Here is a 23,829-nt window from a genome sequence, read left to right as displayed (position 1 = left end):
GGCCGTCAATTTTCAGGAGTCGACCATGGACATGACTGAACAGCATCGCTTTACGCCGCCGCCGGGCCAGAAGATCGCCGTGATCGGCGGTGGAATCTCCGGCCTGGCGACGGCCTGGCTGTTGCGCAAGACGCATCGGGTGACGCTCTTCGAAGCGGCCGACTATATGGGCGGACATACGAATACGGTCGACATCGAGCTCGACGGCCAGGTGGCTGCGGTGGATACCGGCTTTCTTGTGTTCAACCAGCGCACCTATCCGAACCTGTGCGCGCTGTTCGCGCAGCTGGGGGTGGCGTCGGTGGCCTCGGAGATGTCGTTTTCGGTGAGTCTTTCGGACCCGGACATGGAGTGGTCGGGCACCTCGCTGGCGACGCTTTTCGGCCAGCCGCGCAATGCGGTGCGGCCGGCGTTCTGGCGGATGGTGGCCGACATCGTTCGCTTCAACCGCGAGGCGAGTGCGATGGCGGTGTCGGCCGAGACCTCGTCTGATTCGTTGGGGCATTACCTCGATACGCACGGCTACGGGCAAGCCTTTCGCGACTGGTATCTGTTGCCGATGGCGGCGGCCATCTGGTCGTGCCCGACGCGCACCATGCTCGCCTATCCGGTGAGCACCTTTGTGCGCTTCTGCCTCAATCATGGCTTGCTGCAGATACAGAATCGCCCCCAATGGCTGACGGTCGCCGGCGGCGCCAAGCGCTATGTGGCTCGCATGGTGGCGGATCTTGACGATGTGCGGCTGGCCTCACCGGTTGGGCGGGTGGTCCGCTCGACGCGGGGTGCGCGGGTGCATACCCCGCTGGGTGTCGAGGATTTCGACGGTGTCGTGCTCGCCTGCCATAGCGATCAGGCGCTGGAAATGCTCGGGCGGCAGGTGACGCGGGCGGAAGAGTCGGTGCTGGGCGCGGTGCGCTACCAGCCCAACGTGGCGTGGCTGCATACCGACCGTGCGCTGTTGCCACGTCGCGAGGCGCTGTGGTCGGCGTGGAATTACATGGCCGGGGCGGTGCCGAGCGATGGCGACGCGCCGGTGTCGGTGTCCTACCTCATCAACAAGCTCCAGCCGCTGCCGTTTGCCCGGCCGGTGGTGGTGTCGCTCAACCCGTACCGTGCCCCGCGCGATGAGCACGTGATCAAGCGCATCGAGTACGCGCATCCGGTGTTCGACCAGCTCGCCATCGAGGCGCAGGGCTGGTTGCCGGCGGTGCAGGGGCAGCACCGCATCTGGTTTGCCGGCGCATGGCAGGGCTACGGTTTTCATGAAGACGGCTTGCGTTCGGCCATGGACGTCGCGCGCCGTCTCGGCGCCGAGATCCCGTGGGGTGCGTCCGCCGACGCTCCCGTGGCACTGAGCGCCTGATGGGCATGCCGCTGACCGCCAGCGTCGGGACCGGCTCCGTGGTGCATGTGCGTCACACGCCGGTTACGCATCGCTTTGTCTATCCCATCGCCTTCCTGCGGGTGCCGCTGTCGGCGTGGGGCTCGCTGCGCGTGCCGCTGCTGGGCGTCGACCGGGCGAATGTCTTCAGCCTGCGCCGGGCCGATCATGGTGCGCGTGACGGCGGCGATCCGGCGGTGTGGCTGGCCAGGATGCTGCGCGACAAGGGGCTGGACGCGGTGGTCGATGGTGAAGTCATTCTGCAGACCTTTCCGCGCCTGCTCGGCTATGTGTTCAACCCGGTCAGTTTCTGGTTTTGCCATGACGCAACCGGTGGCCTGCGGGCCGTGCTGGCGGAGGTGAACAACACCTTTGGCGAGTGTCACACCTATGTGGTCGCCCACCCGGACCACCGTCCGATCGTGTCGACCGATGTATTCACCGTGGACAAGGTCTTCCATGTGTCGCCTTTTTTTCCGGTCTCCGGCGTGTATCGCTTCCGCTTCAATCTGTCGGCCGAGCGCAGTGATGTGCGCATCGACTATGTCGAAAACGGCCAGCCGCAGCTGTCGACCCGCCTGAGCGGGCAGCTCGCGCCGCTGGGCGGCCGGGTGCTGGCCGGCTGGGCGATGCGCTTCCCGTTCATGACCTTCGGCGTCATGTGGCGCATCCATGTGCAGGCGCTGAAGTTGTGGCGCAAGCGCGTGCCGTTTTTCCGCAAACCCGAACCCCCGCTCGAGAGGATCCGCTCATGAATACCCACGAACAATCCCTGGAAATTCGTCTGACCGGTCGCGAGGCGCGCCTGCCGCGGCGGGTGCGTGCCGTTCTGCGTCTGCTAGAGGGCCTGCGTGGCGGGGCGATTGCGCTGCAACTGCCCGGTGCGTCGCCGTTGCGGCTGGGCGAGGGCGAGGTGGTGGCGAGCTGGACGGTGACCGATATGGCGATGTTCGACCAGGTCATCGCCAGCGGCGACATCGGCCTGGGCGAGAGCTGGATGGACGGGCAGTGGCATTGCGACAACCTGAGCGCGCTGCTCGGCCTGCTTGCGGCCAACCGCGAATCGCTGGGGCGCGCGGTCCGCGGCAGCGGTTGGTCGCTGCTGCTGCATCGCTTGATGCATCTGGCACGCAAAAACACGCGGCGGGGGGCGCGCCGCAATATCGCCGCCCACTATGATCTGGGCAACGATTTCTATCGCCTGTGGCTCGACCCGTCGATGACCTACTCGGCGGCCGTGTTCGCGGATGCCGACGAGCCACTGCTCGACGCGCAGACCCGCAAGTATCGCCGTATTCTGGACCAGCTCGGCGCGCAGCCGGGGCAGCGCATTCTCGAAGTGGGTTGCGGCTGGGGCGGTTTTGCCGAGATCGCCGCGCGCGATTATGGCTGCGAGGTGCACGGCATCACGCTGTCGCCGCGCCAGCGCGATCTGGCGCAGGCACGCGCCGACGCCGGCGGCTGGGCGGATCGGGTGCACTTCGAGCTACGCGACTACCGCGATGTGCAAGGCACCTACGACCATATCGTGTCGATCGAGATGATCGAAGCGGTCGGTGAGGCCTTTTGGCCGACTTACTACGCCCAGCTCAAAAACTGTCTCGCGCCGGGCGGGCGGGTGGTGATTCAGGCCATCACCATCAATGAAGCCTTGTTCGACGGCTACCGCCGCGGCACCGACTTCATTCAGCGCTACATCTTTCCGGGCGGCATGTTGCCCACGCCGACGCGGGTGTCGGCCGACGCCGGTCGCGCGGGGCTCGACACGGTGGATCGCTTCGACTTCGGGCTCGACTACGCCCGCACCCTGCAGCGCTGGGCGGTGGCATTCAACAGCCAGCAATCAGCGGTACGGGTGCAGGGCTTCGACGAGCGCTTCGTGCGCATGTGGCAGTTCTACCTGGCCTACTGCGAGGCGGGTTTTGCTGCTGGCGACCTCGGTGTGCATCACTTTTGCCTGGCGCATGCTGAGCCGGAGCGCACCCAATGAAACGCCTGCTGCTGATCGCACTGATGCTGGCCTGGAGCGCAGTCGCACGGGCCGAAGTGCCCTTGCCCGGCGCCTTGGACCGAGGGGCATGGCAGCGTGTCGGCAGTGGCAGCCTCGATTGGTTCGTGCTGCGGGTCTACGACGCCACCTTGTGGCGCGGCACGCCCGGCGAGGCCTTGGCGATTCGATACGCGCGGGACATCCCCGCCACGGCGCTGATCGACACCACCTTTGAAGAAATGGCGCGACTTGGGGTTGATGATGCCGAGCGTTGGCGCCCGGCGCTGGTGTCGATTTTTCCCGACGTGCGCGAAGGCGAGGTGCTGGTGGCCTTGCGCGAGGCGGGTAAGGGCGTGCAGTTTTTTCATCAGGGACGACCGGTGGGCCGCATCGACGAGGTCGCGTTCGGCGAGGCCTTCTTTGGTATCTGGCTCGATCCGCGGACGCGGGAGCCGGCGCTGCGCGCACAGTTGCTCGGTGAGGCGCGACCGTGACCACCGCCGTGCTGCCGCGCCGAGAGGTGCTGGCCTATGGTGTGCTCGGCTTGCCACTCGCGTTCGCCGCGTTACCGATCTATGTGCACGTGCCCAAGCTGTATGCCGATTCGCTCGGCATGCCGCTGGCGCTGGTGGGCGGTGTGTTGCTCGGTGCGCGCATTCTGGATGCCGTCGCCGACCCATTGATCGGTCAGTTCAGCGACCGCGCGCGGGGGCGCAGGGCGCTGATCGCGTGGGGTCTGATACCGCTGGGCCTGGGCGTGCTGGCCTTGCTGCGCCCGCCCGAGTCTGCCGGCGCGCTGTGGCTGATCATGGCACTCACGGTGGCCTACGCTGGCTACTCCGTGGCCAATATCAACTATCAGGCCTGGGGCGCGCGCTTGGCGCCGACATCGCTGGATCGGACCCGGGTGGTTGCATCGCGCGAGGGTTTTGGGCTGGTGGGCGTGGTGCTGGCCGCGACCTTGCCTGGGTTGTTGGCGACTGACTCGGCCGAGGGGCTGGCGGCTTTGGCGCTGGTCTTTGTGCCCGTGCTGATGCTGGCGGCGTGGCTGACGCTCGGTCGTGTGGGGCGGGATTCGGCGCACGGTGCCAGCCATGCCCCGGCGTTTGCCATGCTCGCCGCGGTGTTTGGCCGGCCCGCGTTTCGGCGTCTGCTCGCGGTGTTTGCCGTGGGCGGTATCGCGGCCGCCGTGCCGGCGACCACCGTGCTGTTTTTTGTGGATGACGTGATCGGTCAGGGCGACCGGGCGGGCCTGTTTCTGGCCGCCTATTTTGTCGCCGGTGCGGCGAGTTTGCCGCTGTGGGTGGCGGTGGCGCGCCGGGTGGGTAAGGTGCGCGCCTGGCTGCTGGGCATGTTGGTCAGCATCGTCGCCTTTGCGTGGGCCGCCGGCTTGTCGGCCGGCGACGGTACGGCGTTTCTGGTGATCTGCATGGCATCGGGCCTGGCGCTTGGCGCGGACCTGACCCTGCCGCCGGCCATTCTGGCCGACCAGTTAGCGGAGGTGAACGCTGGCGACGGGGCGTGTTTCGGGTGGTGGAACTTCGTGACCAAGGCCAACCTGGCGCTGGCCGCCGGCCTCGCTCTGCCGTTGCTTGCACTGCTGGGCTATGTGCCCGGCGGGCAGGACGAGGCGGCGCTGCGCGCACTGGCCGTGGTGTATGCCGGCGTGCCTGTGGTGCTCAAGCTGATCGCCGCGCTGTTGCTGTGGCGCTGGCGCAATCACATGGGAGAGTTGCGATGAAAAAATGGATATGCGCACTAGTGGGCGCGATCGGCCTGAGCGGCTGTGCGGGCACCGATGTGTCGCGCTACGCCGCAGAGACGCCGCGCTTGACACTGGAGTCCTACTTCAACGGAACGCTCGATGCGTGGGGCATGTTTCAAGACCGCAGTGGTGAGGTGATCAAGCGCTTCCATGTGGTGATCGACGCGTCCTGGGAGGGGCCGGTCGGGACGCTGGACGAGCGTTTTACCTACGCCGACGGCACGACCCAGCGACGGGTGTGGACGATCCGCGCCGAGGGCGATGGTCGCTACACCGGCACCGCCGGCGACGTGGTCGGCACGGCCGAGGGGCAGGCGCGTGGCAATGCGCTGCGCTGGCGCTATGTGCTGGCCCTGCCGGTGGACGGCAAGGTGTATGAGGTGGATTTCGACGACTGGATGATTCTGATTGATGAGCGCGTGATGCTCAATCGCTCATCAATGCGCAAATTTGGCATTCATCTGGGCGAGGTCACGCTGAGCTTTACCAAGCGCGACGCGGGCAAATGAGTCTCAACCCCCCGATTCGGGACTGGCGCGGCCAGCGGGTCTGGCTGGTGGGGGCGTCCACTGGGATTGGCGAGGCGCTGGCGCACGCCTTGTCGGCGCGGGGCGCGCGGCTGGCCTTGAGTGGGCGCCGGGCGGCGGTGCTCGAGACGGTGGCGGAGGCGGTCGGTGGTGCCGAGGTATTGCCGCTGGATATCACGGCGGAAGGGGCGGTGGCCGATGCATGGGCGACGCTGATGGACCGTTGGGGCAGCTGCGACGTGGTGATCTTTCTGGCGGGCGCCTATCAACCGACACCCGCAACTGAGCTGAGTGCCGAGGTGATTCACATGACCGTGGCGGTCAATCTGTCAGCCACCATGGCGGGTGTGGCGGCCGTGCTGCCGGGCATGCTGGCGCGGGGGCTGGGCCATGTGGCGGTGGTGTCGAGTGTGGCGGGCTATTCCGGGCTGCCGCGCGCCTGTGTGTATGGCGCGACCAAGGCGGGGCTGATCAACTTTGCGGAGAGCTTGTTTCTGGAACTGCGGCCGCGCGGCATCGGTGTGCATGTGATCAACCCCGGTTTTGTGGCGACGCGGCTGACCGCCGGCAATGATTTCCCCATGCCGGCACTGATCGATCCGCCGACGGCGGCCGAGGCGGTGGTCGAGGGCTTGCGTCGGGGCGAGTTCGATATTCATTTTCCGAAGCGCTTTTCGCGGGTGCTCAAGCTCTTGCGCTTGCTGCCTTACGGGCTCTACTTTGCGCTGGTGCGCCGGCTGACCGGCGGGGGAGGGCGGTGATGGCGACGCTCGATTCGCTGGTGCGCTTCTACGAAACGCTGACGCCGACGGAGGTCGACGGCTTCGCGGCGTTCTATGCCGAGGATGCGCATTTTGTTGATCCGTTCAATGATGTGCACGGCATCGACGCGATCAAAAGCATCTTCAGCCACATGTTCGAGCAACTCGGCACGCCGCGCTTTGTGGTGACCGAGCGGTTCGAGCGGGGCGACCAGGCCATGCTGATCTGGGCGCTGCATTGTCGCCTTGCGGGCCGGGACGTCGAGATCATCGGCGCCAGCCATCTGCGCTTCGATGCGTCAGGGCGCGTCACCGAGCACCGGGACTTCTGGGATGCCGCCCGCGGGGTGTACGAAGAATTTCCGCTGATGGGCGCGCTGATGCGATGGCTCCGGCGACGCCTGGCCGCCCCGCAAACGACGATGGAATAAGCGGCGGCTCGCGACGTGGCGGCGCAAGCCTGCGGCGCCTGAAGTGCGGGCGTGTTGCGGCGCACTAGCTCATAGTGCACTGCAGCACGTTGATCCATATCAAAAATCTCCTTGCGACGTTTAAAACGCATGTGGCACTATGCCGCGCAGAGACCGATTCCGCGCAAAACAAATCACACAGCGGATTTCGGGGGAGAGAGACCGCAACCGGCGCAAGGCGGGTTCCGGATGGCCTGAGCCCCGCAGAGATTTGACGGCGCCGTTTTGGCTGACCGGGAACGCTAGTTTTTTGCGCCCCACATAGACTTGGATGGGGGTTGCACATGAGCGTGTTGGCTCGTTTCGCAGTAACCGCACTGTCCGCCGTGCCCGCAGCCGGGGCGTGGGCGGAACAGTCCAGCGTCAATCTACAGACGCCGGTGACCTCCGTGGCCACCGAAATTTACGACATGCACACCCTGATGATGATCATCTGTCTGGTGATCTTCGTGGCGGTGTTCGGTGTCATGTTCTGGTCGGTGTTTCACCACCGCAAGTCCAAAGGGGCCGTGGCGGCGCATTTCCACGAGAACACCATGGTGGAAATCGCGTGGACCGTGATCCCGGTGCTGATCCTGCTTGGCATGGCCTGGCCGGCGACCAAGACGGTGATCTCCATGAAGGACACCTCAAACCCCGACATCACCATCAAGGCCACCGGCTATCAGTGGAAGTGGGGTTACAACTACATCAAGGGCGAAGGCGAGGGCATCCAGTTCGTCTCGAACATGTCGACCCCGCAGGACCAGATTCAGGGGCGGGCCGCCAAGGGCGAACACTATCTGCTGGAGGTGGACAATCCGGTGGTGGTGCCAGTGGGCAAGAAGGTGCGTATTTTGCTGACCGCCAATGATGTGATCCACGCTTGGTGGGTGCCGGCGCTTGGTGTCAAGCAAGACGCGATTCCTGGCTTCATCCGCGACACCTGGTTTCGTGCCGACAAGGAAGGCGTCTACCGTGGCAACTGTGCCGAACTGTGCGGCAAGGACCATGGCTTCATGCCGATCGAAGTGCATGTGCTTTCTGCGGATAAATACAGCGCCTGGGTTGCGGATCAGCAAGGCAAGCTGGCTGCCACAAAGGAAGATCCGAACAAGGAATGGGCCTTGCAGGAGCTGGTTGCCAAGGGCGAGCAGGTGTTTGCCGCCAACTGTGCCGCATGCCATCAGGCCGATGGCAAAGGCATGCCGCCGGCCTTCCCGCCGCTCGATGGTTCGCCGATTGTGCAGGGCGACAAGGCTGAGCAGATCAAGGTGGTGATGCAAGGCCGTGATGGTACGGCCATGGCCGCGTTCGGCAAGCAGTTGTCGGCCACGGACCTCGCCGCCGTCATTACCTATACCCGCAATGCCTGGAGTAACCAGACGGGCGAAGCCATCCAGCCGGCCGAAATCACGGCCGCGCTTAACTGAGTTCAGGTAGAGGAGGCTGCATGTCTGCTGTCACCCCCGATCAAGTGCACGACGATCATCACCATCACGGCCCGACCGGTCTGATGCGCTGGATCACCACGACGAATCACAAGGACATCGGCACGATGTACCTGATTTTCAGTTTCATCATGTTCCTCTCGGGGGGTGTGATGGCGCTGACGATCCGGGCCGAACTGTTCCAGCCGGGCATGCAGATCGTGCAGCCCGAGTTCTTCAATCAGCTCACCACCATGCACGGCCTGGTGATGGTGTTCGGCGCGATCATGCCGGCCTTTGTGGGCTTTGCAAACTGGATGCTGCCGCTGATGATCGGCGCCTCCGACATGGCCTTCGCGCGCATGAACAACTGGAGCTTCTGGCTGCTGCCGGTGGCAGCGATCTTGCTGATCGGCTCCTTCTTTGTGCCGGGCGGCGCCACCGCCGCGGGCTGGACGCTGTATGCGCCGCTGTCGGTGCAGATGGGCATGGGCATGGATCTGACGATCTTTGCGGTGCACATCATGGGTATCAGCTCGATCATGGGCGCCATCAATATCGTGGTGACCGTGCTCAATATGCGCGCCCCCGGCATGACGATGATGAAGATGCCGCTGTTCTGCTGGACGTGGTTGATCACGGCCTATTTGCTGATTGCGGTGATGCCGGTGCTTGCCGGTGCGGTGACCATGATTCTCACCGACCGTCATTTCGGCACCAGCTTCTTCAATGCGGCCGGCGGCGGTGACCCGGTGTTGTATCAGCACGTGTTCTGGTTCTTCGGGCACCCCGAGGTGTACATCATGATTCTGCCGGCCTTCGGCATTGTCAGCGAGATCATCCCGACCTTTGCCCGCAAGCCGCTGTTTGGTTATGCCTCGATGGTGTATGCCACGGCCTCGATCGCCATCCTGTCCTTCGTGGTGTGGGCGCACCACATGTTCACCACCGGTATGCCGGCGGCGACTCAGTTGTTCTTCATGTATGCGACCATGTTGATCGCGGTGCCTACCGGGGTGAAGGTGTTCAACTGGGTGGCCACCATGTGGCGTGGCTCGATGACCTTCGAGACGCCCATGCTGTGGGCGACCGGCTTCATCTTTGTGTTCACCATGGGCGGCTTTACCGGCCTGATCTGCGCGATTGCGCCGATCGACATCCAGGTGCAGGACACCTATTACGTGGTGGCGCACTTCCACTATGTGTTGGTGGCCGGCTCCTTGTTTGCCCTGTTTGCCGGTGCCTACTACTGGCTGCCGAAATGGACCGGGGTCATGTACTCCGAGTTCATCGGCAAGCTGCACTTCTGGTGCTCGATCATCTTCTTCAACATCACTTTCTTCCCGATGCACTTCCTGGGCCTGGCCGGCATGCCGCGCCGGATTCCTGACTACGCGCTGCAGTTCGCTGACTTCAACGCGCTGGCCAGTATCGGGGCCTTCGGCTTCGGCCTGTCGCAGCTGATCTTCATCGTCGCCGTGGTCAAGTGTGTGCGCGGTGATGGCAAGAAAGCCGCGGCCAGTCCGTGGGAAGATGCGCAGGGCCTCGAGTGGACAGTGCCGTCGCCGGCGCCGCACCACACCTTCGAGATCCCGCCGGTCGTCAAGTGATCGCTGCTGCCATGACCAAAGGGAAGAACACCCGCTCCGCACTGTTGTTGCTGCTGATGGCGTTGGTGTTCTTCTTCGCCATCGTGGTCAAGATCGGCTGGCTGGGCCAATGAACGCGCAGGCGAAAGACAACCGTCGTCTGCTGGTGCGCCTCGGTATTGCGGCGGTGGCCATGTTCGGTTTCGGCTTTGCCCTGGTGCCGTTTTACGAGGCCATCTGCCAGGTCACCGGCTTGCGCAATATCCTGCAGCCCGATGTGGTGGAGAACACGCAGGTCGATCCGACGCGCCAGCTGACCATCGAGCTGGATGCCAATACGCATGATCTGGCCTGGCGTTTCCGCCCGACGCAGAACACGGTCGATGTTCACCCGGGGCAGTTGGTCGAGATTACCTACGAGGTGACCAACACGCGCGACGTGCCAATCACCGGACAGGCGGTGCCGAGCTATGGGCCGCAGCTGGCGGGGGACTACTTCAAGAAGCTCAACTGCTTCTGTTTCGAGAAGCAGACCCTGGCCGCAGGCGAGACGCGGGTCATGCCGGTGCTGTTTGTGGTCGACCCCAAGCTGCCGAATGATGTGAATACGATCACCTTGTCCTACACCTTCTTCGAGGTTGAGGGCACGCAGGCGCAGAAAACGGCGCCGGGCGGGCGCAGCTGATGGCCGACACGCCACGCGCCAGCTTCTGGGCGACCCTGCGTGCAGTGCTGTGGTCTTTTGTGGGGATTCGCAAGCGGCGTCATTACAACGATGACGCCACCTCGCTGAACCCCAAGGCGGTCATCGTTGCCGGCCTGCTGGCCGGTCTGGTGTTCGTGCTGACTATCGTAGCCTTCGTACACTTCGTCGTGGGCGCATGAGTTGAGGGTTGCGCGCATGCGCGACCCCAGAATTAACTGACCGGAGACTTCAACATGAGTCCGACTTTCGAGAAGTACTTCGTACCAGAGCCGTCGAAGTTTCCCATCTTCGGTTCCTTTGCCCTGCTATGCATCGGTGCCGGTTCGGTGATGTGGCTGAACCATACCGGGCCGGGGCCGCTGGTGTTTTTCGTCGGTCTGGCGACGCTGATCTACATGCTGTTCGGCTGGTTCGGCCAGGTGATTCGCGAATCCGAAAGCGGGCAGTACGGCAAGAACGTCGACGCCTCCTTCCGCTGGAGCATGGGCTGGTTCATCTTCTCCGAGGTGATGTTCTTCTTCGCTTTTTTTGGCGTGCTGTTTTACGTACGCGTCATTGCGGTGCCGTCGCTCGGCAGCGAAGAGAGCGTGAGCGTGCTGTGGCAGGGTTTCGAGGCCGTGTGGCCGACGGCGGGTCCGCGCGCCGAAGAGGCGTTCTCGCCGATGGGCGCCTGGGGCATTCCTGCGCTGAACACCCTGATTCTGCTGACCTCGGGGGCCACGCTGACCTGGGCCCACTGGGGCATGATGAAAGACAACCGGACGCAGCTCAAACTCGGCTTGCTGCTCACTGTGCTGCTCGGCGCCTTGTTCATGGGCTTTCAGATTTATGAATACATGCACGCCTACGGCGAGATGAACCTGAAGATGACCTCAGGCATCTACGGCTCGACCTTTTACATGATGACCGGCTTCCACGGCCTGCATGTGACGATTGGCGCGATCATGTTGCTGGTGATGCTGTTCCGCGTGATGGCGGGCCACTTCACCAAAGACAATCACTTCGCCTTTGAAGCGGCGGCCTGGTATTGGCACTTTGTCGATGTGGTGTGGCTGGTGTTGTTCGTGGTGGTCTATTGGCTGTGATGGCCGGAGTGCGTGTTACAGGCGGCCGGGAATGATGCCGGTCGCAAAGCCCGCCATCAGCAACAGAAACAAGCCGATCGACAGCCCAACCCGCAGCGTCAGCGCACGGATGACCCGCGGCCCCTTGCCATCGTCACGCAGCATGAACAACAGGGCGGAGCCCAGGCTGACCAGAATGGCGATCAGAAAGAGAACGACGACGATGCGCATGCGAGGCTCCACGGAGGTGTTATTCCAGTTTAGCCCAGCGGCTCCGTCGCAGGGGTGAGCATGCGGTTGATGGGCGTTGTGCCCTACGTGGTGGGGGGGCTGGTCTGTGTGCTGACGATCAAGCTCGGGCTGTGGCAAACCGACCGGGCGGAAGAGAAGCTGGCGCTGGGCGCGCGCATCGAAGCCGCGGCGACCGCGCCCTCGACCACCGCGGCAGCGAATCTGACCGAGTGGCAAGTGCTGCGGCTGACGGGGCAGTGGCGGAGTGAAGCAACGATCTACCTCGACAACCGGGTGCAGTATGGTCAGCCGGGTTATCACGTGCTCACGCCCTTGCAGATGGCCGATGGCACGGTGGTGCTGGTCAAGCGAGGCTGGACGGGCATTGGGCTGGATCGCAGCGCCTTGCCGGTCGTGACTACGCCGGCGGGTGAGGTGACGATCAACGGGCGAGTCCGCTTGCCCGAGGCCAAGCCCTACACCCTGGCGGATGCACCGGGCGAGGGCGCGCGTTGGCAGTATGTGGACCTGGCGGCGTATCGCGCCTGGTCGAAACTGGCGGTCATTAACGAGGTGCTTGAGCAAACCGACCCCTCGACTGACGGCCTCATCCGCGACTGGCCCCGCCCCGATCTTGGGGTGGATCGTCATCGCGGCTACGCGGTGCAATGGTTTGGTCTGGCGGCCTTGTCCGCTGGCTTGTGTGGATGGTTTGGATGGCGGCGCTGGAGGCGTCATGGCAGTGGCTCAAATGACTCGTAAAGCCCGGCTCACGCTGGTGGCCCTGATGGTGGTGTGTGTGTTGCCGGTGGCGGCATCGTATTTTGCGTTCTACGTCTGGCAACCGAGCGGGCGCAGCAACTACGGCGCCCTGGTGACGCCGACCTTGCTGCCCGATGGCGCGCTTGCTACTGCCGACGGCGGTCAGTTCGCGCGCGAGGACATTAAAGGTTTCTGGACCTATGTCGTCGTCTCGCCCGCTGCGTGCGACGAAAGCTGCCGGCAGGCCTTGTATTTCACGCGCCAGGTGCGCACCGCACAGGCCAAGGAATCTCCTCGCGTCGCACGGGTATGGCTGCTGTCTGATGACGGCGCGCCCGACGCGTCGCTACTGGCCGAGCATCCCGAGCTGGTCGTCGCGCGGGCCGACCGCCAATGGCTTGATCAACTCGATGGCACCACCGTCGCGCAGGTCTGGCTCGCCGATCCGCGCGGCAACGTGATGATGCGCTATCCCACCGAACTGGACCCGAAAGGCATGGTCAAGGACCTCGCGCGGCTCCTCAAATACTCGCAGGTCGGCTGAGCATGTATCGCCGGCTGGTCTTCCTTGCGCTGTCACTCACCCTTGCGGTGGTGGTGTTTGGCGCCTATGTGCGGCTGTCGGATGCCGGCCTCGGCTGCCCCGACTGGCCGGGGTGTTATGGGCAGGTGACGCCTGCACACGCAGCCGAGCACATCGCCGAGGCCGAGTCTGCCGCGCCGGGCGGGCCGGTGTCGCTGCCCAAGGCGTGGAAGGAAATGATCCACCGCTATCTGGCAGCCACGCTCGGCTTCATCATTCTGGTGATTGCCGCACTGGCCTGGCGGCAGCGGCGCGACCCGGACGTACGGCCCGGCATTGCGGTGTTGCTCGTCGGCGTGGTGGTCTTTCAGGGCTTGCTTGGCAAATGGACGGTCACGCTCCTGCTCAAGCCAGCCATCGTGACGGGGCACCTCTTGGGCGGGCTGGCAACCTTGTCGCTGTTGGCGCTACTGGCGATCCGCGCGGGTGGGCTGAGGCGACGCTTTGCCTCGCCGGCTCTGGTGCGTTTAGCGCGTGTCGGTTTGTTGCTGGTGCTCGTCCAGATTCTGCTCGGCGGTTGGACCAGTACCAACTATGCCGCGCTGGCGTGTACCGATTTCCCGACCTGCCACGGCAGCTGGTGGCCGGCCATGGACACGGCCAATGCCTTTCATGTGGTGCGCGAACTGGGCATGACCGCGACCGGCGATCTGCTCTCACATGAGGCGCTGACCGCCATTCATTGGGCGCACCGCATGGGGGCCCTCGTGGTGACGGTGGGCTTGCTCGGGTTGATGGTGGGTTTGACGAAGCAGGGGTTTGGCCGCATGGCAGCGCTGTTGGCGCTGGTTCTGGCAGGCCAGGTCGGCCTCGGTATTGCCAACGTGCTGATGAGTCTGCCGCTGCCCTTGGCGGTGGCACATAACGCCGGTGCGGCGCTGCTGCTCTTGGTGATGGTAGTGATCAATACACGGCTGATGCCCGGGCGGGCATGGGGCGTTGCAGGGAGTAAAAAACATGAAAACGCTTACGCTTGATAGCGCTGACGCCTTGCGCCGTCTGCGGCACTTCTATGTGCTGACCAAGCCGCGGGTCAATACGTTGATCGTCTTCTGCGCCATGATCGGCATGTTCCTCGCGGTGCCGGAGGGGCTGCCCTCGGCGCAGATCGTGCTGTTCGCCACGCTCGGTATCGCGTGTGTCGCCGGCGCGGCGGCGGCGATGAACTGCCTGATCGAGCAACAGATCGATGCGCGCATGGCGCGTACCCGGGCGCGCCCTCTACCGCGCGGTGAGTTGTCCTCGGCCGAGACGCTGGCGTTTTCGCTGGTGCTCGGCGGCGCGGGTCTGCTGCTGCTCTACAACGCGGTGAACCCGCTCACCATGTGGCTGACGCTGGCCACCTTTGTGGGCTATGCCGTGGTCTACACCGTGTTTCTCAAGCCGCGCACACCGCAGAACATCGTGATCGGCGGCGCGTCCGGTGCCATGCCGCCGGTGCTAGGCTGGGCGGCCGTGACCGGCGAAGTGGGCAGTGATGCCCTACTGCTGTTTCTCATCATCTTTGCCTGGACGCCACCGCACTTCTGGGCGCTGGCCTTGTACCGCAGCGCCGATTACGCCCGCGCCGGCCTGCCCATGCTGCCGGTCACGCACGGCTCGCGTTACACCCGGCTGTCGGTGCTGCTCTACACCATTATCCTGTTCGCCGTCACTTTGCTGCCGTTTGCCACGCGCATGAGCGGTGCGGCCTATCTGGCGGCGGCGGTGGTGCTGGGCCTGGCCTTCCTGCGTTACGCATGGCGTTTGTATGTGGATTACAGCGACAAATTGTCGCAACAGACTTTCCGCTTCTCCATCGTGTACCTATCATCGTTGTTTGCCGCCTTGCTGGTGGATCACTACTTGCCCTATTGATGAGGCCACGATGCTTCGAATCTTCCTGGTGGTCGCCGCGCTTGCGCTGACCGCCTGCAGTCCTGCTGAGCCGCCCAAGAGTTTCAAGAACACCGACATCACCGGCGCCGACTACGGCAAAGGCTTCTCGCTCACCGACCACACCGGCGCGCCGCGTACGCTCACCGATTTCAAGGGCAAGGTGGTGACGCTGTTCTTTGGCTTTACCCAATGCCCGGACGTGTGCCCGACCAATTTGCTGACCATGACCGAAGTCATGCGCCTGCTCGGCCCCAATGCCGCGCGCACCCAGGTGTTGTTCATGACGGTCGACCCCGAGCGCGATACGCAGGAGTTGCTGTCGCAATATGTGCCGGCCTTCGATACGCGTTTCCTCGGGCTGTTTGGCGACATGGCGACCACCGAGGCCGTGGCCAAGGATTTCAAGGTCTTCTACCGCAAGAGCGGTGACACCGAGGGGCCGAACTACACCATCGACCACTCGGCCGGCACCTATGTGTTCGACACCCAGGGTCGGCTGCGGCTCTACGTCAAGCACGGCACGTCGGCGCAGGATATTGCCGAGGACATCCAGGCCTTGTTCTCCGAGACCTGACGCGAGGCAGAATCTGCCAAACGCAGGCCGCATTACGCAATAACTGGATCGAGCGAATCGGTAGTCTGGGCGCTTTCCTGTCCCGGAGATTCGTCATGAATCTGTCCCAAGTTCTGCTGTCGGCGCTCAAGGCACACGGTGCGCGCGAAGTGTTCGGTATTCCCGGCGATTTCGCCCTCCCGTTTTTCCGGGAAATCGAAAGCTCCGGCATCCTCCCGCTCTACACCCTGAGTCATGAGCCCGGCGTCGGTTTCGCCGCCGATGCCTCGGCGCGCATTCGCAGTACGCTGTCGGTGGCTGCCGTGACCTATGGCGCTGGTGCGCTCAACATGGTCAATCCGGTGGCCGGCGCCTATGCCGAGAAGTCGCCCGTGGTGGTCATCTCAGGCGCGCCGGGCAAAGGTGAGTCGAGCGCCGGCCTGCTGCTGCATCACCAGGCCAAAACCCTGGATTCGCAGTTCGCCATCTATCAGGAAATCACCTGTGACCAGGCGCGCCTGACTGACGCGCGCACTGCGCCGGCCGAGATTGCCCGGGTGCTGGCGAGCTGCCTGCGTGAGTCGCGCCCGGTGTATATCGAGTTGCCGCGCGACATGGTGGCCGAGCCCTGCGAGCCGGTCGTGGCGCTGGGCGAGCCAGTGGTTGATGATGCTGCGCTCGATGCCTGTGCGGACGAAATCCTTGCGCGTCTCGCGGCGGCCGAGCGGCCGGTGTTGATGGCCGGTGTCGAGGTCCGACGCTTCGATCTGGAGGCGCAGGTGGCCGCCTTGGCGCGCCAGCTGGGCATTCCGGTGGTGACCAGCATTCTGGGGCGTGGTCTGCTGGCGGGGCACGATGCACCGCTGGCCGGCACGTATCTGGGCGTCGCGGGTGCCGAGTCGGTGACCGCCATGGTCGAGGACTCGGATGCGCTGCTGATGCTCGGCGTGCTGGTGTCGGATACCAACTTTGGCGTGTCGGCGCGACAGATTGATTTGCGCAAGGCGATCGTGGCGTGCGACAGCGAAGTCACGCTCGGCTATCACACCTACACGCATCTGCCGCTTGGCCGGGTGGTGCGTCGGCTGCTCGAACGTGCGCCCTCAGCACGCCAGGTGCCGACCCTGCCGCCGCCAAGCTATCCACACGGGATGGTCGCCGACGATGCGCCCATCGTGCCCGGTGACATCGCACGCGGTATCAATGACTTGATGGCACGCCACGGCGTGATGCCGATCGCCGCCGACATGGGCGACTGCATGTTCACCGCCATGGATATCGCGCACCAGGCGCTGGTCGCGCCGGGCTACTACGCGACCATGGGCTTCGGCGTGCCGGCGGGGCTGGGGTTACAGGCGGCGACCGGCGAGCGACCCTTGATTCTGGTCGGCGATGGCGCGTTTCAGATGACCGGCTGGGAACTCGGCAATTGCAGCCGCTTTGGCTGGGACCCGATTGTGCTGGTGTTTAACAACCGTTCGTGGGAGATGCTGCGCACCTTCCAGCCGGAGTCGTCCTTCAATGACCTGAGCCATTGGGATTTTGCCGGGATGGCCAAGGGGCTGGGCGGCGATGGTCTGCGGGTTGAGACGCGCGCTGAACTGGCCGCGGCGCTCGAGCATGCCGTGGCCACGCGTGGTCGCTTCCAGTTGATTGATGTGAGCATTCCGCGCGGTGAGTTGTCGCCGACGCTCAAGCGTTTTGTTGAAGGTGTTAAACGACTGTCAGCGCCCGGCGCGCGCTGAGCGAAAGAAAAAGGGCGACCTGCGGGTCGCCCTTTTTTGTCTGCGACGGGTCGCAATCAGGCCAATGCGGCCAGCTCGCCGCGCATCTGCTTGAGCGCCTTGGCTTCGATCTGGCGAATCCGCTCGGCGGAGACGCCGTACTCGTCGGCCAGCTCGTGCAGTGTGGCGGCCTTGCCGTCGTCGCCGGTCAGCCAGCGGGCCGAGATGATGTGGCGGCTGCGCTCGTCCAGTGCGGCCATGGCATTGACCAGGCCGTCGCTCTGCAGCTGTGCCTGTTCGGCGTTGGCCAGCAATTCGCTCGGTTCGGCAGCGGGGTCGCGCAGGTAGGCGATGGGGGCGAAGTGCTCGTCATCGTCGTCGCGGCCGCCGTCGAGGGGCACGTCCTGCCCGCCGAGACGGGTTTCCATCTCGACGACTTCTTCGGGCTTGACACCTAGCTGCGCGGCAACCGCCGAGACATCGTCCGGGCTCAGCGCGTTGCGATCTTTCTTCAGGCTGCGCAGGTTGAAGAAGAGCTTGCGCTGGGCCTTGGTGGTGGCCACCTTGACCAAGCGCGCGTTCTTCAGGATGTATTCGTGGATCTCGGCCTTGATCCAGTGAATGGCGAAGGACACCAGGCGCACGCCGCGGCGCGGGTCGAAGCGCTTGACCGCCTTCATGAGGCCGAGATTGCCTTCCTGGATCAGGTCGGCGTGCGGCAGGCCGTAGCCCAGATAGCCGCGGGCAATGGCGACCACGAGGCGCAGGTGTGACAACACCAGGGCGCGGGCCGCCTCGACATCGCCATCGTCGTGAAGACGGTGGGCGTAGGTCTTTTCCTCCTGCTCGGTGAGCAAGGGGATGCGGTTGGCGAACTGGATGTACTGGTCGATACTGCCGACGGAGGTCGGGATCGGTAGCGACAAAGTGTGCGTCATCGACGATGTCCTCCCAAAAAGTTGCGGCTATTTTAGCACTCGCGTACTGGGAGTGCTAACAACGGAGTGAGTTCCCTGATCTTGAGGAAAAAATGCGTGTCCTGGGCTGCCCGGCAGGGTGACGTCGCCTAAATTGAGCTGAGCCTGTGCCAATATTGGCGTTTCGCATAAAGTCGGCACGCGTGTTGCCGTTACTGACCTGCGAGACTCGCCTTCTTTCCCGACGAACGGGAGCTGCGACAGGATCACATGACTGACAACGACATTTCTCAGGTCGATACGGCGCCACCGGCCGCCGCCGCTGCTGAAGCGATGGCTGCGCCAGCCGCAGATGTTCACCGGCCCGACGCTCTGCTTGAAAGTTTGCTGGTGATTGCGCGTGCACACGGCCGCACCCTCACGCGCGATGCGGCCACGGCCGGCTTGCCGCTGGTTAATCATCGCCTCACCCCGTCCTTGTTCGACCGCGCCGCGCGGCGCGCCGGGCTGACGTCCAACCTGGCCCGTCGGCCGCTTGAACGGCTGAATGCGGCGCTCTTCCCTGTGGTGTTGATTCTGGCCGATGAGCAGGCCTGCGTGTTGCTAGGCTGGAGCGAGGATGGTTCGACCGCGCGGGTGATCTTCCCCGATCTCGGCGACGCCGAAGCCGAGCTGCCGATCGGCGAATTGGCGGCGCGCTACGCCGGCCATGCGATTTTCGTCCGGCCGCGTTTCCGTTTCGATGCGCGCACGCCGGCCGTGGGGACGGTGCGTCATCGCCACTGGTTCTGGGGGGCAATCAACGACAATCGCCCGCTGTATCGCGATGTGCTGGTCGCGGCCTTGATGATCAATCTGTTCGCCATTGCACTGCCCATGTTCACCATGAACGTGTACGACCGCGTGGTGCCGAACAACGCCGTCGATACGCTGTGGATGCTGGCGATCGGGGTGTCGATCGTGATGGTGGCCGATCTGGTGATGCGCACCATGCGCGGCTATTTCATTGATCTGGCAGGCAACCGGGTCGATGTCAAATTGTCGGCTTATATCATGGAGCGGGTGCTCGGCTTGCAGATGGAGCAGCGACCGGTGTCGGCCGGCTCGTTTGCGTCTAATCTGCGCTCCTTCGAGACGGTGCGTGATTTCATCACCTCGGCCACGGTCAGCGCTTTTGTGGATCTGCCGTTCGCACTGATCTTTCTGGTGGTGATCGGCTGGATCGCTTGGCCGATGATCATCCCCATCGTTGTCGGCGTGTTGATCGTGCTGCTCTACGCCATGACGGTTCAGAGCCGTATGCACGAGCTGTCCGAAACCACGTATCGCGCCAGCGCGCAGCGCAACGCCACGCTGGTGGAGAGTCTGGTCGGGCTGGAGTCGGTCAAGGCACTCGGTTGCGAGGGGTACATGCAGCGCAAGTGGGAGCAGAGCGCGGTGTTTCTGGCGCGCACCAGCGCCCAGTTGCGCTTGCTGTCAGCCTCGACCATGAACGGCGCGCTATGGGTTCAGCAGACCACCAACGTGGTGATCATTGTGCTCGGCGTGTATCTGATCTCCAAGGGCGAGCTGAGCATGGGCGGGCTGATCGCCTGCTCGATGTTGTCTTCGCGCGCACTGGCACCGATCGGTCAGGTGGCCGGTTTGCTGACGCAGTATCACAACGCGGCGACGGCGTTGACCTCGCTGGACGAGATTCTCTCGCGGCCCATCGAGCGGCCGGAGGATTCCAGCTTTGTCAGCCGGCAGAATTTCGTCGGCCGCATCGAATTCAAGGATGTGCATTTTGTGTACCCAGGCCAGGACGTCGAGGCGCTGCGCAATGTGTCGCTGCGCATCGAGCCGGGCGAGCGGGTGGCCATTCTCGGGCGGGTTGGCTCGGGCAAGACCACGTTGCACAAACTGATTCTCGGTCTGTACCGGCCCACCGAAGGCGCGGTGCTGATCGATGACATCGATCTGCGCCAGCTCGACCCCGCCGAACTGCGCCGCCATGTGGGCTATGTGCCGCAGGATGTGACGCTGTTCTACGGCAGCCTGCGCGACAACCTCACCATCGCCTCGCGCGACGCCGACGACGCCGACGTGGTGCGCGCCAGCGAGCAGGCAGGGATCGCGGAGTTTGTGAATAGCCATCCCAAGGGCTTCGACATGCTCGTGGGTGAGCGCGGCGAATCGCTCTCCGGCGGCCAGCGTCAGGGCGTGGCGATTGCCCGCGCGCTGATCAACGATCCGCCGATCCTGCTGATGGATGAGCCGACCGGCTCGATGGACCACTCCAGCGAGGAGTACGTCAAGCAGCAGTTGCGTAGCTGCGCGGCGGGCAAGACGATGATCGTCATTACCCACCGCACCTCGTTGCTCGAGTTGGTCGACCGGATCATCGTGGTGGACGGCGGCAAGATCGTTGCTGACGGACCCAAGTCTCAAGTGGTCGAGGCCTTGCGCCAGGGGCGTATCGGGAGGGCCGCATGAGTAATCTGAATGCGGAACAGTTCAAGCGCATCGGCCGAGCGTCCAATGCCGTGGCCAGTCGTACCCGGCCACTGCTCGACCGGCTGTTCGGGCGGATGGTACCCGAGCAGCGCGAAACCGATGTCGATTGGGGCGGCGATGCCGACCGCGCCGTGATGGAGCAGGAGCCGCTGCGCGCGCGGGCGCTGTTGCGCGGCTCGCTGGTCGTATTCCTGCTGCTGTTGGTGTGGGCCGGTTTTGCCGAAATCGACGAAGTCACGCGTGGCGAAGGGCGTGTCATCCCGTCCAGCCAGTTGCAGGTCTTACAGTCCTTCGACGGCGGCGTGGTCGAAGAGATTCTGGTCAAGGAGGGCGACGTGGTCGATATCGGCCAGACGCTGGTGCGCATTGATCCCACCCGATTTGTGTCCTCTTTGCGCGAAAACCGGGTGCAGTACTACGCCCTGGTGGCCAAGGCCGCGCGGCTGGTGGCGCTGTCCGAAGGGGCGGCCTTCATTCCGCCGCCCGAGGTGGCCAAGGCCGCGCCGGAGCTGATCGAGCAAGAGCGGGCCTTGTACGAAGCCGGCCAGGCCAAGCTCGATGGCGAACTGGCGATTGCGCGCCAGCAGATGGCGCAGCGCAGCCAGGAGCTGGTCGAGGTGCAGGCTCGTCTGGCGCAAGCCACGCAGACCTTCAACCTGGTGTCGCAAGAGCTCGACGTGACCAAACCCTTGCTCGCCTCGGGTGCCGTGTCCGAAGTCGAGCTGCTGCGTCTTGAGCGCGATGTGGCGCGACTGCGCGGCGAGCGCAATCAGGCGAATGCCCAGATCGCACGCATCCAGTCGTCCATTGCCGAAGCCAGTCGCAATATTCAGGACGTCGAACTGGCCTACCGCAATGCGGCGCGCAACGAGTTGTCGGACACGCGCGCCAAACTCAATAGTTTGTCCGAGGGCAGCTTGACGCTGATCGACCGCGTCAAGCACGCCGAAGTGAAGTCACCCATGCGCGGCACGGTCAAGCGCCTGCTGATCAACACCGTCGGTGGCGTGGTGCAGCCCGGCAAGGAGGTGGCCGAGGTGGTGCCGCTGGACGAGGCTCTGCTGCTCGAAGCCAAGATCAATCCCAAGGATATCGCCTTCCTGCGGCCCGGCCAGGCGGCGGAGGTCAAATTCACTGCCTACGACTTTTCCATCTATGGCGGACTCAAGGCCACGGTTGAGCAAATCGGCGCTGATACGGTCATGGACGACCGCGGAAATGCCTTTTATATCGTGCGAGTGCGTACAACAGAGTCAAGTTTGGGGCAGAACCTGCCGATTATTCCTGGCATGGTCGCGCAAGTTGACGTGCTGACCGGCAAGAAAACGATTTTGTCCTATTTGCTCAAACCGGTCTTGCGGGCCAAGGCCAATGCGCTGACGGAACGATGACAAAGCACCTATTCATCTCCTCGAAAGGCCAACTCCAGGCGCGCTGGCAAAGTGCGTTTCCGGATGCTGTCGTGCGTACAGAACTGGGTGGCGGCCGTCCCGACGTGCTGTGGTGGGCTCGCGTGCCGCTCAATTCGGCCGAGTTGTCATCGGCCATCGCGACCCTGTCTGGCGTGCCGGTTGTCGTGCTCTCGCCCGAGCCGGTGCAGGAAGACGCCATGCACGCCATCGCACTTGGCGCGCGTGGCTACTGCCACAGTCACGCCACCCCCGCCATGCTGCAGCAGGTGGCCGTCGCCGTGACGCACGGTGGTTTGTGGCTGGGCCCCGAGTTGATGAGTCGGGTCATGGGTGCCGCCAGCGAACGTCTGCTCGGCGAACACCCCGCCGAGGCCGACCCCGGGCTTGATCTGTTGACGCCGCGTGAGCGCGCCGTCGCGCTCGAAGTTGCCCGCGGCGCCACCAACAAAGAAGCCGCCCGCCGGCTCGACATCACCGAGCGCACCGTCAAGGCGCATCTCGGCGCAGCCTTCGAAAAGCTCGGCGTGCGCGACCGGCTCCAGCTCGTGCTGGCACTCAAATATGTGCCGGTCGATATCGATCACGCGGCCTGAGCCCCGGCCGCTGCGCCATCGCGCGTGGCCCACCCTGTCCACCGGTCCAATAGGCTTCGCCGTGCGGCGACCGTAATCTTTCACTATCGAATCAGTGTAGGTCGGCGCTGTGCCGGCCCAGCGGAGAACTCAAATGGCGATCAATCAACCCGTAGCAACCGTCGTGGCAGTCATCGGCGAGGCCTATGCCCGCAACGCAAACGGCGAACTGCGCGTGCTCAAGGCTGGCGACGCCCTTTTCGAAGGTGAGGTGGTCATCACCCGCAACGGCGGCCGCGTCGAACTGGCCACCAGCGACGGCCAGCTGCTTGAAGTGCAGCCGAATGAAACCATCGCCATCACCGCCGAGCTCTCCGACACCACCCGCCCGACACCGCAAGAATCCACCGTCGGCGACGCGACGATTGACCGCGTCATCCAGGCCATCAACGACGGCGGCGACATCGACGACGCCATCGACGCCCCGGCTGCCGGTCTGAACGGTGGCGCCGGTGGCGAAGGCAACAGCTTTGTCCGCCTGCTGCGTATCACCGAAGGCGTGGATCCGCTGGAGTTCGAATTCGGCACGGCTCGCACCGCGCCGGAATTCGTGTTTGATGGCGGCACGGGGGAAGAGACTGTCAGCGTTGTCGAAACGGCGGGTGTCTCGGCCGTGATCTCGATCAGCGGCGAGTCCAGCGTGATCGAGGGTGAGTCAATCACCTACACCGTCTCGGTCGACAAAGCACCGACCTCGGTGCTGACGGTCAACGTCGTCACCGGCCACGTCACCACCGACAATGGCGACCTCGTTCCGGTGACTCAGGCGGTGACCATCGCCGCCGGCGCCACCAGCGCGAGCTTCACCGTCAGCACGCTGGACGACGCCTACGCCGACAGCGGCGAGACCTTCACCGCCAGCATCGCCAGCACCTCGGGTGGTGGCTACGAGAACCTCGTGGTTGGCACCAGCAGCGTGACTACGACCATCCTCGACCAGACCGGCTCCGACGATCCTCCGGGAGCCGAGGACACCGCT

The 23,829-nt window shown here is 64.2% G+C and carries 25 protein-coding genes; 23 read left to right on the top strand and 2 right to left on the bottom strand.

Annotated features, from left to right (window positions below; translation table 11 throughout):
* Nucleotides 1-25: 25 nt before the first annotated feature.
* The 13 genes from FHP91_RS11100 to FHP91_RS11040 all read left to right on the top strand — a co-directional run bounded on the left by FHP91_RS11100 (nt 26) and on the right by FHP91_RS11040 (nt 11,683).
* The gene (locus tag FHP91_RS11100) at nt 26-1,363 is read left to right on the top strand and encodes an NAD(P)/FAD-dependent oxidoreductase (protein ID WP_144309671.1); all 1,338 of its coding nucleotides are present in this window, start codon (nt 26-28) and stop codon (nt 1,361-1,363) included.
* Entirely contained in the window at nt 1,363-2,136 is a 774-nt protein-coding gene (locus FHP91_RS11095) for a DUF1365 domain-containing protein (RefSeq protein WP_246116282.1), read from the top strand. Before FHP91_RS11100 ends, FHP91_RS11095 begins: the two co-directional genes overlap by 1 nt.
* Entirely contained in the window at nt 2,133-3,371 is a 1,239-nt protein-coding gene (locus FHP91_RS11090; RefSeq protein ID WP_144309670.1) for an SAM-dependent methyltransferase, read from the top strand. Before FHP91_RS11095 ends, FHP91_RS11090 begins: the two co-directional genes overlap by 4 nt.
* Nucleotides 3,368-3,865 (top strand): chalcone isomerase family protein, encoded by a 498-nt coding sequence (locus tag FHP91_RS11085; RefSeq protein ID WP_144309669.1) that lies wholly within the window; start codon nt 3,368-3,370, stop codon nt 3,863-3,865. The genes FHP91_RS11090 and FHP91_RS11085 overlap by 4 nt, the downstream gene beginning before the upstream one ends.
* The gene (locus FHP91_RS11080) at nt 3,862-5,112 is read left to right on the top strand and encodes an MFS transporter (protein ID WP_246116281.1); all 1,251 of its coding nucleotides are present in this window, start codon (nt 3,862-3,864) and stop codon (nt 5,110-5,112) included. The genes FHP91_RS11085 and FHP91_RS11080 overlap by 4 nt, the downstream gene beginning before the upstream one ends.
* Nucleotides 5,109-5,645: a DUF3833 domain-containing protein gene (locus tag FHP91_RS11075; RefSeq protein WP_144309668.1), complete on the top strand. Its 537-nt coding sequence runs from the start codon at nt 5,109-5,111 to the stop codon at nt 5,643-5,645. Before FHP91_RS11080 ends, FHP91_RS11075 begins: the two co-directional genes overlap by 4 nt.
* Nucleotides 5,642-6,424, top strand: coding sequence for an SDR family NAD(P)-dependent oxidoreductase (locus tag FHP91_RS11070; RefSeq protein ID WP_144309667.1), 783 nt, complete (start codon nt 5,642-5,644; stop codon nt 6,422-6,424). Before FHP91_RS11075 ends, FHP91_RS11070 begins: the two co-directional genes overlap by 4 nt.
* On the top strand, nt 6,424-6,855 hold the full coding sequence (locus FHP91_RS11065) for a nuclear transport factor 2 family protein (RefSeq protein ID WP_144309666.1): 432 nt from the start codon (nt 6,424-6,426) through the stop codon (nt 6,853-6,855). The genes FHP91_RS11070 and FHP91_RS11065 overlap by 1 nt, the downstream gene beginning before the upstream one ends.
* A 323-nt stretch (nt 6,856-7,178) precedes the next feature.
* The gene (gene coxB, locus FHP91_RS11060; RefSeq protein WP_144309665.1) at nt 7,179-8,306 is read left to right on the top strand and encodes a cytochrome c oxidase subunit II; all 1,128 of its coding nucleotides are present in this window, start codon (nt 7,179-7,181) and stop codon (nt 8,304-8,306) included.
* A 20-nt stretch (nt 8,307-8,326) separates the two neighbouring features.
* Complete coding sequence (gene ctaD, locus FHP91_RS11055; RefSeq protein ID WP_144309664.1) at nt 8,327-9,913, top strand: cytochrome c oxidase subunit I; 1,587 nt, start codon at nt 8,327-8,329, stop codon at nt 9,911-9,913.
* Nucleotides 9,914-10,022: 109 nt separating this feature from the next.
* The gene (locus tag FHP91_RS11050; protein WP_144309663.1) at nt 10,023-10,577 is read left to right on the top strand and encodes a cytochrome c oxidase assembly protein; all 555 of its coding nucleotides are present in this window, start codon (nt 10,023-10,025) and stop codon (nt 10,575-10,577) included.
* Entirely contained in the window at nt 10,577-10,777 is a 201-nt protein-coding gene (locus tag FHP91_RS11045; protein ID WP_144309662.1) for a DUF2970 domain-containing protein, read from the top strand. The genes FHP91_RS11050 and FHP91_RS11045 overlap by 1 nt, the downstream gene beginning before the upstream one ends.
* Before the next feature lie 54 nt (nt 10,778-10,831).
* Nucleotides 10,832-11,683 carry a cytochrome c oxidase subunit 3 gene (locus tag FHP91_RS11040; protein WP_144309661.1) on the top strand — a complete coding sequence of 284 codons (852 nt, stop codon included), beginning with the start codon at nt 10,832-10,834 and terminating at the stop codon, nt 11,681-11,683.
* Between the two features lie 15 nt (nt 11,684-11,698).
* On the opposite strand, the gene FHP91_RS11035 is transcribed toward FHP91_RS11040, so the two are convergent.
* Complete coding sequence (locus tag FHP91_RS11035) at nt 11,699-11,893, bottom strand: twin transmembrane helix small protein (protein WP_144309660.1); 195 nt, start codon at nt 11,891-11,893, stop codon at nt 11,699-11,701.
* A gap of 69 nt (nt 11,894-11,962) precedes the next feature.
* On the opposite strand from FHP91_RS11035, the gene FHP91_RS11030 reads away from it, so the two are divergent.
* The 6 genes from FHP91_RS11030 to ipdC all read left to right on the top strand — a co-directional run bounded on the left by FHP91_RS11030 (nt 11,963) and on the right by ipdC (nt 17,414).
* Nucleotides 11,963-12,655 carry an SURF1 family protein gene (locus tag FHP91_RS11030; RefSeq protein ID WP_246116280.1) on the top strand — a complete coding sequence of 231 codons (693 nt, stop codon included), beginning with the start codon at nt 11,963-11,965 and terminating at the stop codon, nt 12,653-12,655.
* Nucleotides 12,645-13,199, top strand: coding sequence for a hypothetical protein (locus tag FHP91_RS11025; RefSeq protein WP_144309658.1), 555 nt, complete (start codon nt 12,645-12,647; stop codon nt 13,197-13,199). Before FHP91_RS11030 ends, FHP91_RS11025 begins: the two co-directional genes overlap by 11 nt.
* 2 nt (nt 13,200-13,201) lie before the next feature.
* Entirely contained in the window at nt 13,202-14,215 is a 1,014-nt protein-coding gene (locus FHP91_RS11020) for a COX15/CtaA family protein (protein WP_222105175.1), read from the top strand.
* Complete coding sequence (cyoE, locus tag FHP91_RS11015; protein WP_144309656.1) at nt 14,196-15,095, top strand: heme o synthase; 900 nt, start codon at nt 14,196-14,198, stop codon at nt 15,093-15,095. Before FHP91_RS11020 ends, cyoE begins: the two co-directional genes overlap by 20 nt.
* A 10-nt stretch (nt 15,096-15,105) precedes the next feature.
* Nucleotides 15,106-15,690 (top strand): SCO family protein, encoded by a 585-nt coding sequence (locus tag FHP91_RS11010; RefSeq protein ID WP_144309655.1) that lies wholly within the window; start codon nt 15,106-15,108, stop codon nt 15,688-15,690.
* A gap of 95 nt (nt 15,691-15,785) precedes the next feature.
* Complete coding sequence (gene ipdC / locus FHP91_RS11005; RefSeq protein ID WP_144309654.1) at nt 15,786-17,414, top strand: indolepyruvate/phenylpyruvate decarboxylase; 1,629 nt, start codon at nt 15,786-15,788, stop codon at nt 17,412-17,414.
* A 56-nt stretch (nt 17,415-17,470) separates the two neighbouring features.
* Here the strand turns inward: ipdC and rpoH are convergent, their stop codons facing one another.
* Complete coding sequence (gene rpoH, locus FHP91_RS11000) at nt 17,471-18,331, bottom strand: RNA polymerase sigma factor RpoH (protein ID WP_144309653.1); 861 nt, start codon at nt 18,329-18,331, stop codon at nt 17,471-17,473.
* Between the two features lie 312 nt (nt 18,332-18,643).
* Between rpoH and FHP91_RS10995 the strand changes: the two genes are divergently transcribed.
* From FHP91_RS10995 to FHP91_RS10980, 4 genes are all read left to right on the top strand, one after another.
* Entirely contained in the window at nt 18,644-20,785 is a 2,142-nt protein-coding gene (locus tag FHP91_RS10995; RefSeq protein ID WP_144309782.1) for a type I secretion system permease/ATPase, read from the top strand.
* Entirely contained in the window at nt 20,782-22,197 is a 1,416-nt protein-coding gene (locus FHP91_RS10990) for an HlyD family type I secretion periplasmic adaptor subunit (RefSeq protein WP_144309652.1), read from the top strand. Before FHP91_RS10995 ends, FHP91_RS10990 begins: the two co-directional genes overlap by 4 nt.
* Entirely contained in the window at nt 22,194-22,811 is a 618-nt protein-coding gene (locus FHP91_RS10985; RefSeq protein WP_144309651.1) for a response regulator transcription factor, read from the top strand. The genes FHP91_RS10990 and FHP91_RS10985 overlap by 4 nt, the downstream gene beginning before the upstream one ends.
* A gap of 133 nt (nt 22,812-22,944) precedes the next feature.
* The coding region (locus FHP91_RS10980; protein WP_144309650.1) for a retention module-containing protein at nt 22,945-23,829 on the top strand (885 nt) is incomplete at its 3' end.

It is taken from the genome of Denitromonas halophila, from assembly GCF_007625155.1.
Taxonomy (GTDB): domain Bacteria; phylum Pseudomonadota; class Gammaproteobacteria; order Burkholderiales; family Rhodocyclaceae; genus Nitrogeniibacter; species Nitrogeniibacter halophilus.
The sequence above is the reverse complement of the archived record's forward strand: the minus strand, read 5'-3'. Positions and strand labels throughout refer to the sequence as shown.

Bases quoted from the DNA above. Each gene is read 5' to 3' on its own strand.
- FHP91_RS11100 (WP_144309671.1), top strand. From the start codon at position 26: ATGGACATGACTGAACAGCATCGCTTTACGCCGCCGCCGGGCCAGAAG.
- FHP91_RS11095 (WP_246116282.1), top strand. From the start codon at position 1,363: ATGGGCATGCCGCTGACCGCCAGCGTCGGGACCGGCTCCGTGGTGCAT.
- FHP91_RS11090 (WP_144309670.1), top strand. From the start codon at position 2,133: ATGAATACCCACGAACAATCCCTGGAAATTCGTCTGACCGGTCGCGAG.
- FHP91_RS11085 (WP_144309669.1), top strand. From the start codon at position 3,368: ATGAAACGCCTGCTGCTGATCGCACTGATGCTGGCCTGGAGCGCAGTC.
- FHP91_RS11075 (WP_144309668.1), top strand. From the start codon at position 5,109: ATGAAAAAATGGATATGCGCACTAGTGGGCGCGATCGGCCTGAGCGGC.
- FHP91_RS11070 (WP_144309667.1), top strand. From the start codon at position 5,642: ATGAGTCTCAACCCCCCGATTCGGGACTGGCGCGGCCAGCGGGTCTGG.
- FHP91_RS11065 (WP_144309666.1), top strand. From the start codon at position 6,424: ATGGCGACGCTCGATTCGCTGGTGCGCTTCTACGAAACGCTGACGCCG.
- coxB (WP_144309665.1), top strand. From the start codon at position 7,179: ATGAGCGTGTTGGCTCGTTTCGCAGTAACCGCACTGTCCGCCGTGCCC.
- ctaD (WP_144309664.1), top strand. From the start codon at position 8,327: ATGTCTGCTGTCACCCCCGATCAAGTGCACGACGATCATCACCATCAC.
- FHP91_RS11050 (WP_144309663.1), top strand. From the start codon at position 10,023: ATGAACGCGCAGGCGAAAGACAACCGTCGTCTGCTGGTGCGCCTCGGT.
- FHP91_RS11045 (WP_144309662.1), top strand. From the start codon at position 10,577: ATGGCCGACACGCCACGCGCCAGCTTCTGGGCGACCCTGCGTGCAGTG.
- FHP91_RS11040 (WP_144309661.1), top strand. From the start codon at position 10,832: ATGAGTCCGACTTTCGAGAAGTACTTCGTACCAGAGCCGTCGAAGTTT.
- FHP91_RS11035 (WP_144309660.1), bottom strand. From the start codon at position 11,893: ATGCGCATCGTCGTCGTTCTCTTTCTGATCGCCATTCTGGTCAGCCTG.
- FHP91_RS11030 (WP_246116280.1), top strand. From the start codon at position 11,963: ATGGGCGTTGTGCCCTACGTGGTGGGGGGGCTGGTCTGTGTGCTGACG.
- FHP91_RS11025 (WP_144309658.1), top strand. From the start codon at position 12,645: ATGACTCGTAAAGCCCGGCTCACGCTGGTGGCCCTGATGGTGGTGTGT.
- FHP91_RS11020 (WP_222105175.1), top strand. From the start codon at position 13,202: ATGTATCGCCGGCTGGTCTTCCTTGCGCTGTCACTCACCCTTGCGGTG.
- cyoE (WP_144309656.1), top strand. From the start codon at position 14,196: ATGAAAACGCTTACGCTTGATAGCGCTGACGCCTTGCGCCGTCTGCGG.
- FHP91_RS11010 (WP_144309655.1), top strand. From the start codon at position 15,106: ATGCTTCGAATCTTCCTGGTGGTCGCCGCGCTTGCGCTGACCGCCTGC.
- ipdC (WP_144309654.1), top strand. From the start codon at position 15,786: ATGAATCTGTCCCAAGTTCTGCTGTCGGCGCTCAAGGCACACGGTGCG.
- rpoH (WP_144309653.1), bottom strand. From the start codon at position 18,331: ATGACGCACACTTTGTCGCTACCGATCCCGACCTCCGTCGGCAGTATC.
- FHP91_RS10995 (WP_144309782.1), top strand. From the start codon at position 18,644: ATGGCTGCGCCAGCCGCAGATGTTCACCGGCCCGACGCTCTGCTTGAA.
- FHP91_RS10990 (WP_144309652.1), top strand. From the start codon at position 20,782: ATGAGTAATCTGAATGCGGAACAGTTCAAGCGCATCGGCCGAGCGTCC.
- FHP91_RS10985 (WP_144309651.1), top strand. From the start codon at position 22,194: ATGACAAAGCACCTATTCATCTCCTCGAAAGGCCAACTCCAGGCGCGC.